The organism is Winogradskyella eximia (genome assembly GCF_003386165.1).
GTDB lineage: Bacteria > Bacteroidota > Bacteroidia > Flavobacteriales > Flavobacteriaceae > Winogradskyella > Winogradskyella eximia.
Map to the genome: position 1 here is coordinate 631,425 of NZ_QRDV01000001.1, position 16,563 is coordinate 647,987.

Here is a 16,563-nt window from a genome sequence, read left to right on the forward strand (position 1 = left end):
TTTTATTATATAAAATTAAAATAGTTTTTAGCGTTGTTGTAACTAATATCTGCTACCATTTTACCAATCCATTCTATTTCTTCTTTTGGTAGTTCTCCTCTTTTTACTTCGTCTCCTAAAAGATTACATAAAACGCGTCTAAAATATTCGTGACGTGGAAATGATAAAAAACTACGAGAATCGGTCAGCATACCAATAAAACAGCTAATTAAACCCATGTTCGACAACGCATTTAATTGTTTGGTCATGCCATCTTTTTGATCTAAAAACCACCAACCAGAACCGAACTGAACCTTACCTTTTATGCTTCCATCATTAAAGTTCCCAATCATGGTAGCCATAACTTCATTATCTGCTGGGTTGAGGTTGTAAATAATGGTTTTGGTTAATTTATCTTTACTATCTAATTTATTTAAAAACGCTGAAAGTTTTTCTGCCTGCGAATAATCTCCTATTGAATCCCAACCTGTATCAGGACCTAATATGGTATGCATACGTTTATTATTATTTCGTAATGCACCTAAATGAAATTGTTGTACCCAACCAAATTCGTGATACGTCTCAGATAGAAATAGTAGGATTGATGTTTCAAATTTTAGAATTTCTAGATTTGATAATGTTTCGTAATTTCTTTTCTTTTTGAAAATAGACTCAACATCACTTTCAGTAAATGCAACGAATGAAATTTGGTTTAATCCATGATCGCAAAGTCTGCATCCATTTTTATGGAAGTAGTCTATTCTGCTTCGTAATGCGTCTTTTAAATCTCTATAGGTTTCAATGTTAATATCTGCCGCTTTACCTAAACTATTGATGTAATCATTATAGTTTTCATTTACAATTAAAATAGCGTTATCTGGCCTAAACGCGGTACTAACTTTTACTTCAAAATCACTTTTTGCTAAAGCTTGGTGATGCTCTAGACTATCAATAGGATCTTCAGTTGTACAGACCAATTCTGCGTTAACTTTGCGCAATAAATTTCTACAGCTATACTCAGTACTGCTTAGCTTTTCGGCCGTAGAATCATATATTTTTTTAGCTGATTTTTCATTCAATAAGCTATTAACGTCGAAATAGCGCGCTAATTCTAGATGTGTCCAGTGATACAATGGATTCCGCATAGTATAAGGTACCGTTTTTGCCCATTGGATAAACTTTTCTTTATCTGATGCGTCTCCTGTAATAAATCGTTCATTGATGCCTAAAGTACGCATAGCTCGCCATTTGTAATGATCACCGTTAATCCAAACCTTGGTTAAGTTATTATAAACCTTGTCTTCAAGAATTTCTTGAGGTGGTAAATGATTATGATAATCTATTATAGGCTGTTGTTTTGAATAGTTATGATATAACTCTTCAGCGTATTTATTTTCAAGTAGAAAATTATCGTTAATAAAATTTTTACTCATTAGTTTTTACATTAATCCTCGTTAGAAGGTTTTCCTATGGTAGCTAAAATACCACCATCTACATATACTATTTGGCCACTCACAAAATTACTGGCTTTTGAAGCTAAGAATATAGCTGTCCCTTGCAAATCTTCTGGATTTCCCCAACGACCTGCAGGAGTTCTACTGATTATAAAGTCATTAAAAGGATGGCCATCGACTCGTATTGGCTCCGTTTGCGTTGTAGCAAAATAACCTGGACCGATACCATTAACTTGTATATTATGTTTAGACCATTCCGTTGCCATATTTTTGGTTAACATTTTTAGGCCTCCTTTGGCAGCAGCATATGCTCCTACAGTATTTCTTCCCAGTTCACTCATCATGGAGCAAATGTTTATAATTTTCCCTTCTTTTCTGCTTATCATACCTTTTACGATATGTTTAGACATTATAAATGGGCTTACCAAATCTACTTTTAAAACCTGCTCAAAATCTTTAACTTCCATATCTTCGAGAGGCGTTCTTTTGATGATTCCAGCATTATTAACTAGAATATCAATGTGCCCAACTTCATTTTCAATTTTCTTGATGTTATCAATCACTTGAGTTTCATCTGTTACATCAAATAAATAACCAAAGACTTTCAGTCCTTCTGCTTTATACTCAGTAACTGCTTTATTTAGTTTTTCCTTAGAAGATGCGCCGTTAATAATTAAAGTAGCACCAGCTTTCCCTAAACCCATTGCCATAGACATTCCTAAGCCATGCGTTCCTCCCGTAATCAAGGCTACTTTACCTGATAAATCAAACAAATTTATTGACATAATTGTTTATCTTAATTCGTTTATTTTACAAACATCCATATCTCCATAATCTAAATTTTCGCCTGCCATTCCCCAAATAAATGAATAGTTAGAAGTTCCTGAACCTGAATGAATTGACCATGGTGGTGAAATTACTGCTTCTCCATTAGCCATCCAAATATGACGTGTTTCTTGAGGTTGTCCCATAAAATGACAAACGGCTTGGTCTTCTGGTACTTCAAAATAAAAATAAACTTCCATACGTCTGTCGTGCACGTGTGCTGGCATCGTGTTCCAGCTACTACCTGTTTTAATGGTCGTCATACCCATTTGTAATTGGCAAACATCCACGACGCTGTTAACGATGTATTTTCTTAATGTTCTAGCATTTGCCGTTTCTGGTGCACCTAATTCAATTACCTCTACATCATTACTTCCGATTTTTTTGGTTGGAAATGCTTTATGCGCAGGTGTTGAATTTAAGTAAAATTGTGCTGGATTATTACTGCTTTTACTTGAAAAAATAACTACTTGGTTGCCTAGACCGACGTAAAGTGCTTCTTTGTGGTCTAATTCGTAAATTGAACCATCGACGGTTACGGTTCCTTTTCCTCCAATATTTATAATCCCTAATTCTCTTCTAGCGAGAAAAAAATCGGCTTTAAGGGGATCAATTGTCTCTAATGCTATAGACTTTTTAACAGGAACTACTCCTGCTACCATAAATCTATCATAATGAGAGTAAGTCCAAATTAGTTCATCTGTTTTCATAACGTTTTGAATTAGAAATTCATCACGTAATTCTTGAGTGTTCAATGTTTTTACTGAAGTAGGACTAGAAGCGTATCTTGTATTAAATTTTGACATAAAAATTGTTTATTGTAATCGATTACACAAATATATATAATTTATTTTAAAATGAGATAATTAAAAACAGATGATTTTTTCTTATGAATAAAAAGGGCTTCGTAGTTCCTAGTTGTTATATACTATCGTAATTGATTTACTTTTCTATGAAAAGATCTAAATTATTATCACTTTATGAGAATTGCTAAGATTTTAGGCTCTTGTAAAAACAATATATAGTAAAATATGGAGCTATTCTGAAACGAAGAAAAATGGGGGTCTGGTTAAAAGCAGTACGGAATTGATATATAAGGTATACCATAGAGAAGATATGTACTATGGTATAAAATGTAAAGGAGAGGACTTATATATACCGAAAAACCTAAAGAATCCGAGATTATTGAAGAAGTCGATAGAGCTAGACTTAGGATCTAGTGCCGCGAGGTGTGAGAGTTCGAGTCTCTCCGCCTGTACAAAAGAAGAAAGCTAACTTTTACGAGTTAGCTTTTTTTATTTTAATTCTACCTTCAAAATATTAATCCTTAATGGTTTATGGTTGCAGTATCTGATCCATTACCCAAGCTGTATGTGCAGCTGTCTCTCCAGTTGAAGGATGTGTCGCTTGGTTTAATAATTGTTTTTTAATGTTCTCTACATGGTATAATTGAATATTTTCAGGATTTTCAATAATCATGCTTTCTGTATTGCCATTAGATTCTAAAACGATGGGCTGGTCTGCAAAGACAGAAAATTCTATTTTGCCTTTGCTTCCATAAATTTTAACCTGGTCTTCTCTGTTTTCTGTTCCAAAATTCCAACTGCCAGAACCTGTTATTCCTGAATTATGAAGCCAATTCCCAGTAACAGCGTCCATTGCAGAATAAAGACCTTGTTGGTTTATGGCAATACCATTTGCTTGTGATATATCTCCCAATAAAAAGGTGAATAAATCTAAACCATGTGATGCTAAATCATCAAAGTATCCTGCAGGAGCAATTTTAGCATCTGTTCTCCAATTATAGGTTTTAGATAAGTCAATGTTATTCGCTGGTTTGCTGAGATGCCAATTGATATGTCTAATATTTCCAATTTTATTAGCATCGATCCAAGATTTAACTTTGGTAAATCTTGGTAATGATCGTCTGTAATAAGCAACAAACAAAGGCAGTTTTTTATTTTGAAAAGCCTTGTTTATAGAAGCACAAGCTTGATAAGTAGGTGCCATAGGTTTTTCTATACAACAAATTTTTCCTGCTTCAGCTACTTTTAAAGCGTAGTACTCGTGAGAATCTGGAGGTGTTGCTATATAAATGGCATCAATTTCAGAATCATTAATAAGTTCATCTGCATTTCCATAGAATTTTGAAATATGGTGTCTTTTTGCATAATCTTCTGCTTTCGAAATATCTCTTCGCATTACAGCAGTTAATTCAAATCCTTCTGTTTTCTGGTAAGCAGGACCGCTTTTTAGTTCTGTTACATTACCACAGCCAATAATTCCCCAATTATATGTTTTCATGTTAAATAGCTATATGAATTAGTAGGTTTATTTTTTAGATGTACCTCTCATTTTATGTCCCCAAATAGCGAAAAATAAAATCAAAGCATAGCAGGGAATTAGAATCCAATAACTTTCTGTAGATGCTGTTGCTAAAGCTTCGGCTTCATTGATTCCTGAAGCTATTAATTCGTGTTTACTACTATCCACTATTCTTCCATATAGTGGAGGAATAATAGCACCACCTGAAATGGCCATAATTAATAACGCTGATGCCGTTTTTGTATGCTTGCCTAGTCCATCTAAAGTTAATGGCCAAATAGCAGGCCAAACCAGTGCGTTAGCTATTCCTAAAGCAGCAACAAATAAGACAGATGTAAATCCGGATGTTGATAGAATGAGCATGCTAAATATAATTCCTAATACAGCACTAATAACTAATGCCGTTTTTTGTTTGACATACTTAGGAATTAAAAATACGCCTAAGGCATAGGTCGCTACCATTGCTAATAATGTGTAAGTGGTAAAATATTTGGCTTCTTCTCCCGTAAAACCTAATGATATACCATACGCTATAATAGTATCACCAGCGATAACTTCTGCACCTACATAAACAAACAAAGCTAAAACTCCCAGCCATAAATGTGGAAATTGAAAAATAGTTTTATTAGATGATCCATTTGCAGTTGAAGTTTCATCTTCAATAGGTTCAACGTGAGGTAAAGGTGCTTTTCTAATTAAAATTGCTAAAATAAATAAGACTGCAGCCATTATTACATAAGGAGTAAAAACACTATCAGCCATAGTATCTAAGAGTACTGCTTTTTCTGAATCAGAAGCTGTAGCAACTTGCTCTTTTACAGCATCAATGCCAGAAAGTAAAATGGCACCAAAAATCACAGATCCTAAAGCTCCAGCGACTTTATTAGCAATTCCCATAATTGCAATACGCTTTGCTCCACTTTCAATTGGTCCTAAAATAGTAATGTAAGGGTTGGCTGCTGTTTGTAAAATGGTCATACCAAGACCTTGTATAAAAATCCCTGTTAAGAACACCCAATAGGTTCTTGCTTCTGCAGCTGGTATAAATACTAATGCACCAATAGCCATAATAAATAAACCCAAAGACATCCCTTTTCTGTAACCAATCTTATTCAGAATATATGATGCAGGTAATGCCATAACCACAAAAGAAATATAGGATGCAGAAGCTACAAAATAAGATTGTGCATCAGTAAGTTCATTGATGGTTTTCATAAATGGAATTAACGCTCCATTAATCCATGTTACAAAACCGAAAATAAAGAAGAGTCCAGCAATTACAACTATTGGGACTAGGTTGTTTTGGCTTTTTGTGCTTATACTCATAAGTTAGTAATTAGTTAGTGTTGTTTAATAGGTTTGCTTTATTTTTCAGAAAGGCTTACTAACAAATATATTAACTTTAGTGTTCTGAATACTTATCTGTTGTAATAAATACAATATTGATGTTTGTGTGATGATATATAATTGTCAATTTTATTGCGATAAAATCTTGAAAACAAAAAAGAGTTTCTAATTAAAGAAACTCTTTTTTAATATTAGTAAACACTAAGGATTTAGATTTTAATCAACTTAGTTGTTAATGTTTGGTTATCGTTGTTTTGTACTTTAACCATGTAGATACCTGAATTTAATGTTGAAATATCAAAGGTGTCCGTCCTTGTAAAATCACCTTTAAATGATTTTACTAATTTTCCTGTTAAATCGTAAACTTCAATATTAGAAACATTCACATTTACACTAAAAGATGTATGTGATGGATTAGGATAAATACTGAAACCAAATAATGCTTCTTCATCTACGCTTAATACATTAGTAGGTTTATTACCTAAAATTCTAAACTGACCTGCAGGAATAGATATTGATGCAGCAGAATTACTAACAGTTGTATTTCCAGTAGCATCCATTAAATCGTACCAAGTATCAGTTACACTTGTAGGGAAATTTGTATTTACAGTTTGTGAAACAACATCAAAATTAGCAAGAATGATAACATTTTTCAATTCAGAAGAAGGTATTGAATTATCAAACACATCAATCCTAGGGGTTAAATTCCCAGAAGTGATAGCGTAATCACCTTCAAATACTGGTTCTTCAATTTTTAACTTGTGTAACTTAGACCAATCTTCATAAATCTGACTTCTTAAAGCATCAGTTAACCAATTCTCAGCCCATTGAGGTTGTGGTTTAGTTGATAATTTGCAGCCATCATTATCATAGCTACCATCAGGACAAGTAAAAATAGAATTTTCCATACCTAATTCTCCAAAATGCCAAATCATTTTTGGTCCAGGTACCATAACTGTAACTGCTCCTAATGCTGACATTCTAGATAATGCGGTATTTAAATCTTGAACATTATGACTTCCGTTACTCGTGTTTCCAAAAGCAACATTTTTATACATTAAACGCTCTTCATCATGACTTTCTGCATAACCAACTACTCTTGGTCCATTAAAACCAGAGTGCGCTGTATGACCCATTCTGCTGATATTTTTATCACCACTTTGGGCCATTGTTAATTCACCGTATGGAGAGTTCATAATTCCCCACATCATTACTCCTTTTCCTTCATCTAATCTATAATTAGCCCATTCTTTTTCTTCATTATCAGAGCCTAAATGTTCAAATATTACGTAGTGATCTGGATCTATTGACCAAGAGTGATCAGCATATTCTTTTAAAACATCTACACGGTCTTGTTGGTAATTACCTGTACATCCTTCATTACCATCGTATGTGCCATTTCCACAGTTTTGTGTGAAACCTTTAGTTAAATCCCAACGGAAACCATCAATTTTATATTCATCTATCCAATATCCAACAACTTGTTTTACATAATCTCTAGTGTAAGTTGAACTGTGATCGAAATCATTACCAACACTATATGAATGTGTAGGGAAAACATTGAAATAAGGATTGTCTGTAGAAGGTCCTCCCCAACCATCACCATCCGGATCATCCATCCACATTCTAACCATTGGGTTTCTACCAAAGGCATGGTTAAATGCAATATCTAAAATAACAGCAATACCGTTTTGGTGACAAATGTCTACAAGCGTTTTAAATTTTTCTTGAGTTCCATAAAATTTATCAATTGCCATATGAAAAGCGGTGTTGTATCCCCAACTTTCGTTGCCTTCATATTCCATAATCGGCATTAATTCTATGGCATTAATATTTAACGTTTTAAAATAATCAATTCTATCTATAATATTCTGAAAATTTCTTTCGGCATCAAAATCCCTAATTAAAACCTCATATATAATTAAATCTTCCTCATTTGGTTTTGTAAAGTTTGCAACTTGCCAGTTGTATGGTGTTTGATCTGTTTGTAAAACAGTAACTTCTCGCTCTTGTCCTGCAGGATAAGTTGGCATATTTGGATATGTTGATGCAGGAATATATGGGTCATCAAAAGGTGATAACACTAATGGCGAATATGGGTCTGCTGTTTTTACCAATGAAGGAGAGTTTGCAATAGGTGATACATCTCCAACCCAATATTGAAAGGTTTCAATTTGTTGAGAAGTTAAACCCGTAAGTTCTAGCCAAAATTGATCCGTTGAGTTGTTTTTCTTCATCGCATAAGCACTAGTAGGGTTCCAGTTATTAAAACTACCTGCTACATACACAAAATCTTTATTTGGTGCATTTAAGACTAAAGTAGCTTTAGTAGGATCTGTTGTATTATAATTGATACCATCTTTTAAACCTGAAGGTAGTGCTTCAGTTATAGTGTTATTTACAATTATAGAAAATGATTTTGTAATACTTGTTCCGCTTTGGGTAATTACTAATTCGCATGATTGATTTTCTGTTAAATTTGAAAATAAATAGCCATTATAAAACGTTGTATTATTTTGCGTATGAACACTAGTACCATTAGCAAATAGTTCGTAATTAGCAGGACCTCCCGTATTTTGAGCTAAAATTTGAGTACTACCACCACTATTCACTACAATTATTCCATTTCCACTTGGAGAAGGATTAATCATGTTTACTTGAAATGCTCCAATGTTAAAAATAAAATTGGTACAACCCGTTGCTTTTAGTTCTTGGGTACCATCAATATTTCTAAACACCATTCCCATTTTTGTAACAGTACTTTCTTCTGCACTAGTTAAGCTAAAATACGTGTTAGGTGTAAAAGTGATACTCCATGTACCATCTCCATTATTGGTCATTTCACCTATGCCATCATCTTGTCCCCAGTTTCCAACTACAGCTATTCCGTATTCGTCAGAATCGTTTCCAACTCCTAAGTGGGCATAAACCTTTGTTGGATTACTAATACCATTACAATCCGTATCACTACTATTTAAATCTACTGTTATTGTTACAGATTCATCGATAAGTATTGGACTTGGGTTGGTAGTAACTTGTGCTATTCCAATAAATGGCAATAGCAATAAAAAATTAAGTAATATTTTTTTCATGATTTTATAAATTTAAGGAATAAAGCAAAAGGTTATGATCCATGATCATAACCTTTTGTTCTATAATTACATCACTTTTTTTAATAATAAAATTATTCTAAAGTGATTGTTAAAGCAACAGTGTCTATGGTTATAAAGTAAGAGCCTGTTGTTCCGTTAAATGCAAAATTACTATCGTCATCTAAAGCATTTTCAAGATTACTGCTCATAGTATAGCCAGCATCTGCATAGTAAGGGAAGTTTTGACCAGAACCCCAATCTCCTTCTACTGTAAAAAATCTAAAGTTGTTATCTGCACCACCAATATTTTGAAGGTTAATACTACCTGAGTAGATACCTTCACCAGTACAAACTAATTGTACAGGAGATGTCCATCCCCAACCTGCATCTACAGCACCAGCACCTACAACCCATAATTGGTCGTATTCACAATTTCCAGTAGCTTGCGGATTACCTAATGTAATAGTTTTATCAACGGTATTAACCATTAAGTTATAATAACCAGTAGTTCCTAGGAATCTAAAGTTGTTGTCATCATCTAATGCGTCTTCAAAATTAGAATCGATAGTATAACCTTCTCCAATAAAGTAAGGGAAATTTTGACCAGAACCCCAATCTCCTTCAGAAGTAAAGAATCTAAAAGCTTCAGCGTTTAATAAGTTTACATTCCAAGAATAAATACCATTGCCAGTACATGGAAGGCTTACAGGTGTATCCCATCCCCAACCTGCATCTGGTAATCCAGCACCTACAGCCCAAAGTTGATCTAACTCACATACAGGACCTTCGTTACCTGTACTTTCAGGAAGTACTAATACTAAAGCTTGTGTTTCAGACATTAATTCAACAGAAGAGTCTGTACCAACAGAAGCTCTTAGTCTAAAATATACATTTCCTGTATTAGGAATGTCTGCAGTAGAAGCGTCATTATCTAATCCAGCTTCAGCAGCATATTGCAGCATGTCTCCAATAGTTATAGCATAAGCATTTTGATTTGTGCTACCTACAAGTTCCATATCTGTAAAATCTCCAGTTATAGATTTTTGTAGTTCATAATTAATTTCAGTTTCAACATCAAAATCTGCATCATTCCATGTGAAACGTTCACCCAAGTTTCCAGAGGCTGCAGGTGTTAGAATGTATTCTGATAGAAAAGAGTTGCTGAAAGCAAGTTCGCCGTTCGGCTGTGCTGTATATGTTAAGCTATCATCACTTTCACAAGCATTAAAGCCAATTACAGTTATAAGCAATAAAGCTAGAAATTTTATTGTTTTCATAGTTATGATTTTTTTATTAATATCCTTCATTTTGAATTAAATTAGGGTTAGTTGAGATTGTATTAGTTGGAATTGGAAATATATTTCTAAATGAACTAACAGATGAACCATTTGCTTGGTTTCCTTTAAATGGCCATAAGTAAGTGTTAGTTGTAAAATAGTTGTAACGAATTAAATCGGTACGTCTCTGACCTTCCCAGTATAATTCTCTAGAGCGCTCATCAAGTATAAAATCTAAAGTTAAATCTCCACTAGAGATGTTTCCAGACGCTCCACTATAAGCTCTCATTCTTAACTCATTTATTTTGTCAACAGCTGTTGCTATACTACCTCCACCACCTCTTAGGTTGGCTTCTGCATAGTTTAAATATATTTCAGCTAAACGAATAATAGGTAAGTCTGTGTCAACAAAATCTCCACCAGAATCGCTACCTTGATTACCATTAGAATCTATATTTTTAAATTTAGTCACTGCATATCCTTGATTAAAAGGAGGAATACTTCCAATTTCTAAGCTTTGACCATCTGTATAAAACATGCCTCTCTTATCTCCTTCGGCAACAACTTCAGTAAGGTCATAAGTTAAATTGTCTAGATCAAAAGTGACTAAGTACGTACCTGCGGTTACTTCAATATTTGCGCCACCAGCTTCTAATGTACCATCATTACTATCATCCCCATAATTAACTCCCCAATCTTCGTTAAATCTGAATTTGAATAATCCATCAGTCAATTGAGCGTACAATTTAAATTGGTTTGTTGCAGTTTCGTACATTTCCATATCTGGACCATCCCATGCATTTTCAGTTGCATCTCCAACTAAGCCCCAATCTGAAAGTGTGCCACCAAGACTACTATTTAGTGATACAAGGTCAATTTCACCTGTTTCAAATTTTTCAACCAACGCTTTAGTTGTTCTATAGCCTCCCCAGCCACCATTGATTCCTAAACTTAAGGGATCCATGCTGCCACCTGTTGCTGCATGAACTAAAAATGTTGAGCCACCATACGTTTGAGATTGAATACCATCAAAATTTAATGCAAAAATAAATTCATTTTGCGCTCCATTGGTATCATTATCAGCTAAAAATAGTTCATCATAAGCAGAACCATTTCCGTTAGCATCTGTAGTATTTAGTATGTAAGAAGAGTTCATTACATTTTCAGAATAAATTACACAATCTGTATAACGAGGTGTACCTGTCCATACTTCTGCATTTAAATATAATTTAGAAAGTAATGCCCATGCAGCCACTTTATCTACGCGTCCATACTCGTTTGCGTCTAATAAAAGATCTTGTATTTCTAATAATTCAGACTCTACAAAATCAAATAGTTCAGTTCTAGAACTTTGAGATGGTAAATCAGTAGTAATTTGTGTTACTAAAGGAACATTAGCATATAAGTCAATCAGATTATAGTAGGCGAATGCTCTTAAGAAACGAGCTTCTGCAATAAAACTTTGTGATTCTTCACCAGGTAGTGCAGATGCATTTTTAATAAAAGCATTAGTAAAAGATACTTCTTGTGCTAAACGAAGGTACATTGCTCCTGTAAAATCGTTACCAGCAGACCAATATAAACCGTGCAAATCTGGTAGACCAGGATCTCCCCAACCTACTACAGCATGATCTGTTGTTAACTCATTTAAGTTAAATAACATACGTGTGTACTGAGAAAAACCTTCATCAATTTCTGAGATATCTGGTTGTCCTGCAGGACCTTGTTGTCCTGTTAGTGTTAAACTAGCATATAGTTTAGCTAATGCACTTTTGGCTTCGGCTGTATTTGCAAAAACATCTTGTTCTGTAAAACTATCTGGATCAATAGGATCTTGATCTAAATCATCATGACATGCCGTCATAAAAAATGAGATAGCTGCGATAAAAATAATTTGTTTCATTTTATTTTTCATAATTCATTTTTTTAAAAATCTACATTAACTCCAAAAACAAATGATCTAGGTCTAGGATAAAAGTTACTATCAATACCACCAGTAATTTCAGGATCTAAACCTTTGTAATCTGTGATAGTTGCAACATTTTGCACAGAACCATAAAGTCTTAATGATACATCTTTAATAGCGTTATCTAATGTGTAACCTAGTGTTATGTTATCAATTTTGAAGAATGAAGCTTCTTCTATGTAATGGCTACTTAAGAAAGTTTTTTCATTAGATTGATTTACGAATTCATTTTCTAAATAGCTTGAATGTAAATTTGATAAGAAGTTATTTGTAGTTGGAATAACACCATTTAAATAAGAATTACTTGCAGCTACATCATTATAAGCATAGTTACCTATGTTTGCTCTGGTTACAACTGCTAAATCCCATTTTTTATAACTTAAGTTCGTATTTAATCCCATGATAATATCAGCATAAGGATCTTTATATAAGTATTTATCCGAATCATTAATAACGTTATCTCCATTTCTATCTACAAAAGCTCCTTCTATAGGTTTTCCATTAGTATCATAAACTTGTTGGTATACGTAAAAACTATAAGGTGCTTCACCTTCAGTATGCAATTGTACATTGTTTCCAACACCTGCGCTAATACCACCAGTTTCTTGATTAAATGGCAATCTTGTAATTTCATTGTCGTTAAACGCTATATTGTAATTAATAGACCATTCAAAATCATCTGTTCTAACTGGTATTAAGTTCAATGAAAATTCAATACCTCGGTTTTCCATATCACCAATGTTTTTTTCAATTCTAGATCCAAAATTTGTAAATGGATCAACAGAAGAAGAGGCGATTAAATCTTTTGTCTGCTTCTTATATAAGTTAATAGAACCTGACACTCTTCTATTGAAAAGGCTATAGTCTATACCTACATTTAATGTGTTTCCAATTTCCCATCTTAAATCTGGATTTACAGGGTCTGGTCTATAGGTTTGATAAAATGTGTTTCCAAATTGGTAATTTGCGGTAGATTGACTTCCTGTATATCGAGTTAAAAATAAATAATCACCTAAACCATTCACATTACCTACTTCACCATAACCAACACGTAATTTCAACTCATTTAAACTGTTATTGTCGTTTAAAAAGCTCTCTTTATGAATATTCCAAGCTAATGCTACAGATGGGAAATAACCCCAACGATCATCAGGATTTAATTTTGAAGAGGCATCTGCTCTTAATGTTGCAGTTACTAAATATTTTCCGTTATAATCATAGTTCAATCTACCAAAATAAGATAACAAAACATTTTTAGATTTATTTATAAACTCAAAATCGTTTCCATCTTCTTCAGCTTCACTATCGTAACTAAAGTTGTCATATTCAAAAGATTGATATGAGTAACCCGCAACAGCAGTAATATTATGTATGTCGTTTAAAGATTTCTTATAAGTTAAATAGGCATCAAACAATTTGTTTGTAGATGTATTGGTGTAAGAGCTTCTTGATCCGTTCCATGTAAGGTCTGATGTTGGAATTAAATCAGAAACAATTGTTCTACCATGACTATTAGATTTATCAATACCAGTACTTATAGTAGCTGTTATGTCTGGAAAGAAATGTAATTTATAATCGGCTTTAGCGTTTAAGATATATCTTCTAACTTCAGAACTGTCATCTCTTAAATTTAATAAAGCTACAGGGTTAGTACCTGCTAAACTTGGTTGTTCACCGGTTGAAGCATCAATCCAAGAAAAATAACCTGCATAAGGAGAACTTGAATCATATATTGGTTGCGTAGGGTCAAAACTATTAGCATTACCAATAGCTCCTCTATCAGCAAAGAAATTTTCAGTATAATTTCCTCTCGCAGAAATATCAAGTTTTAAATGGTCATCAAAGAATTTTGGTGATAAATTAATTGAGGCTGTAGTTCTTTGAAAATTATCTCCTATTAAGTTTCCATCATGATCTGAGTGACCTAATGATGCTCTCATTGGTACACCAAATAAACTACCTAATGCGCTAAAAGAGTGGTCTTGACCAAAAGCAGTTTGATATATTTCATCTTGCCAATCAGTGTTTGAGTTTCCTAATAATCCTATTGTAGTAGCATTTGCATCTGGATGATTTGTAACAATTTGTCTAAACTGATTTGCGCTTAGTACATCAACTCTATCGACTGATGTATGCACCGTCGTAGAGGTTGTTGCATTAAATCTAAATTCAGAGTCTTTACCTTTTTTTGTTGTTATCATAATAACACCATTAGCTGCCCTAGAACCGTAAATAGAGGTAGCAGAAGCATCTTTTAATACGGTCATGCTTTCAATATCATTAGGGTTAACTAGGTTAAGAGGGTTTCTCGATCCTCCCACACCGCCTTGGTCTAAAGGTATACCGTCTAATACGATAAGTGGGTTGCTTGATAATGATAAGGATCCATTACCTCTAATAACAATGTTTTGACCATCACCAGGAGATCCACTTGCAGAAGTCACTGAGACACCTGCTATTTTTCCTGAAATTAATTGCTGTGCAGATACAAGTGGCCCTTGATTAAAATCATCAGCTTTCAATAAATCTGCAGCTCCTGTTAAATCTTCCTTTTTCACAGAACCATAGCCAATTAGTAAAACTTCGTCTAATTGAGCAGAATCTTCTTCAATAATGACGTCAATACTAGCTTGACCAGTAAACTCTATTTCTTGTGTGGTATAACCAACGTAAGAGAATACTAGAATTTCACCTTTACTTAATTCTAATGAATATTTGCCATCGAAATCTGTAACGGTTCCTCTGGCTGTGCCCTTTATAATGACATTTACGCCTGGCATAGGCATGGCATTTGCTTTATCTGTAACAGTACCTTTGGCTGTAGTTTGTGCTATCAAAGTTGCTGGTAGCATAATGAGACAGAATAGTAAAGCATTTAAAACTGTTTTCATACAATGTTTTTAAGTTAATTGCTTATTTAATTTAGATTTATATTTTCACTTCTCGGGTTAAATCTAGGTAAATTTAATGTGTTTAGGGTGTTAAATTATATGACGAAAGTCACGAAAACGTTTGCGTGTTAAAAACTTTTAAATAAAAATCATATTATTAAGAAAATAATGAAAAAAATAGAGAATTTATACTTTTTAGTTTTAAAATTGGGATATCAATAATATGTAGTTTTAGTTTTTGAACTATATTCGTTCCTAATTAAGAGCCAATAATGAAAAGAAAAATAACCCTTAAACAAATTGCTAGAGAATTAGATGTTTCTATTTCTACAGTATCTAAAGCATTAAAAAATAGCAAGGAAATAAGTGCCGATACTATTCAAAAAGTTCAGGCATTCGCTAAATTGTATAATTATAGGCCAAATAATATTGCGCTCAGTCTTAAGAATAGGAAAACCAATACTATTGGAATCATTATTCCTGAAATAGTGCATCACTTTTTCTCAAAAGTGATTAGAGGTGTAGAGTTGGTAGCCAACAAAAGAGGCTATAATGTTATTATTGGACTGTCTAATGAGTCTTTTTCTAAGGAGGTTATAAACATGGAAATGCTTGCTAATGGTAGTATTGATGGCTTTATTCTTTCAATGTCTAAAGAAACATTGCTTCAGCAAGATTATCATCATTATAATGAAACAATGAATCAAGGTATGCCTATTGTGATGTTTGATCGTGTGGTTTCTGATATTAAATGTGATAAAGTAATAGTAGACGATTTTAATGGTGCTAAAAATGCAGTGCAAAAATTAATTTCTAACCAATGTAATCATATTGCATTAATCACAACTAAAGATTATGTTAGTGTTGGAAGATTGAGAACTCAAGGTTATTTAGAAGCATTAGAGGAGAATAAAATTACACCTCAAGCCGAATTAATATTAAAAATGGACGACACATTAGATTATGAAGTTCATTTAGAAGCTCTAGAGGCAGAGATTGAGCAACTTTTTAAGGCTCATAAAAATATAGATGGTGTATTTGCTGTTAATGAATTATATGCATTATCTGCAATGAAAGTAGCTAGAAGATTGGGTTTAAATGTGCCAGATGACATACAGGTTATTGGCTTTACCGATGGCGTGCTTTCTAAACATTCAACGCCAAGTTTAACTACTGTAAGTCAACATGCACAGTTAATGGGAGAGCGTGCTGCAGATTTATTAATAGATAAAATCGAAACTGATTTTGATACTGAAGAAGAACAGTTTCAGACCGTAGTAATTAACACCGAATTAGTAGAGCGAGAATCTACCAAATAGAAATTTATCATTGTCATATTAAAATCTTTTATATCTTTGACGAATAATCAAAACTTATATTTTCACTTCTCATAATAAGTTTTGATGA

Annotated in this window: 10 protein-coding genes; 1 reads left to right on the plus strand and 9 read right to left on the minus strand. The window is 33.4% G+C overall.

Annotation, left to right across the window (positions count from 1 at the left end):
• Nucleotides 1-5 precede the first annotated feature (5 nt).
• The 9 genes from uxaC to DFQ10_RS02790 all read right to left on the minus strand — a co-directional run bounded on the left by uxaC (nt 6) and on the right by DFQ10_RS02790 (nt 15,156).
• Nucleotides 6-1,412 carry a glucuronate isomerase gene (gene uxaC / locus DFQ10_RS02750; RefSeq protein ID WP_115815887.1) on the minus strand — a complete coding sequence of 469 codons (1,407 nt, stop codon included), beginning with the start codon at nt 1,410-1,412 and terminating at the stop codon, nt 6-8.
• Nucleotides 1,413-1,423: 11 nt separating this feature from the next.
• A complete protein-coding gene (locus tag DFQ10_RS02755) occupies nt 1,424-2,218 on the minus strand; it encodes a gluconate 5-dehydrogenase (RefSeq protein ID WP_115815888.1) in 795 nt (264 codons plus the stop codon).
• A gap of 6 nt (nt 2,219-2,224) precedes the next feature.
• Nucleotides 2,225-3,064, minus strand: a complete 840-nt coding sequence (kduI, locus tag DFQ10_RS02760; protein ID WP_092466430.1) for a 5-dehydro-4-deoxy-D-glucuronate isomerase — start codon at nt 3,062-3,064, stop codon at nt 2,225-2,227.
• A gap of 529 nt (nt 3,065-3,593) precedes the next feature.
• Complete coding sequence (locus tag DFQ10_RS02765) at nt 3,594-4,562, minus strand: Gfo/Idh/MocA family protein (protein ID WP_115815889.1); 969 nt, start codon at nt 4,560-4,562, stop codon at nt 3,594-3,596.
• A gap of 27 nt (nt 4,563-4,589) precedes the next feature.
• Nucleotides 4,590-5,909, minus strand: a complete 1,320-nt coding sequence (locus DFQ10_RS02770; protein WP_115815890.1) for a sugar MFS transporter — start codon at nt 5,907-5,909, stop codon at nt 4,590-4,592.
• Between the two features lie 230 nt (nt 5,910-6,139).
• A complete protein-coding gene (locus tag DFQ10_RS02775; RefSeq protein WP_115815891.1) occupies nt 6,140-9,022 on the minus strand; it encodes an alpha-amylase family glycosyl hydrolase in 2,883 nt (960 codons plus the stop codon).
• 92 nt (nt 9,023-9,114) lie between these two features.
• Nucleotides 9,115-10,299, minus strand: coding sequence for a SusE domain-containing protein (locus DFQ10_RS02780; protein WP_181897561.1), 1,185 nt, complete (start codon nt 10,297-10,299; stop codon nt 9,115-9,117).
• Nucleotides 10,300-10,315: 16 nt separating this feature from the next.
• Nucleotides 10,316-12,214 carry a RagB/SusD family nutrient uptake outer membrane protein gene (locus DFQ10_RS02785; protein ID WP_115815893.1) on the minus strand — a complete coding sequence of 633 codons (1,899 nt, stop codon included), beginning with the start codon at nt 12,212-12,214 and terminating at the stop codon, nt 10,316-10,318.
• An 11-nt stretch (nt 12,215-12,225) separates the two neighbouring features.
• Nucleotides 12,226-15,156, minus strand: a complete 2,931-nt coding sequence (locus DFQ10_RS02790; RefSeq protein WP_115815894.1) for a SusC/RagA family TonB-linked outer membrane protein — start codon at nt 15,154-15,156, stop codon at nt 12,226-12,228.
• Between the two features lie 272 nt (nt 15,157-15,428).
• Between DFQ10_RS02790 and DFQ10_RS02795 the strand changes: the two genes are divergently transcribed.
• On the plus strand, nt 15,429-16,475 hold the full coding sequence (locus tag DFQ10_RS02795; protein ID WP_115815895.1) for a LacI family DNA-binding transcriptional regulator: 1,047 nt from the start codon (nt 15,429-15,431) through the stop codon (nt 16,473-16,475).
• Nucleotides 16,476-16,563: the final 88 nt, after the last annotated feature.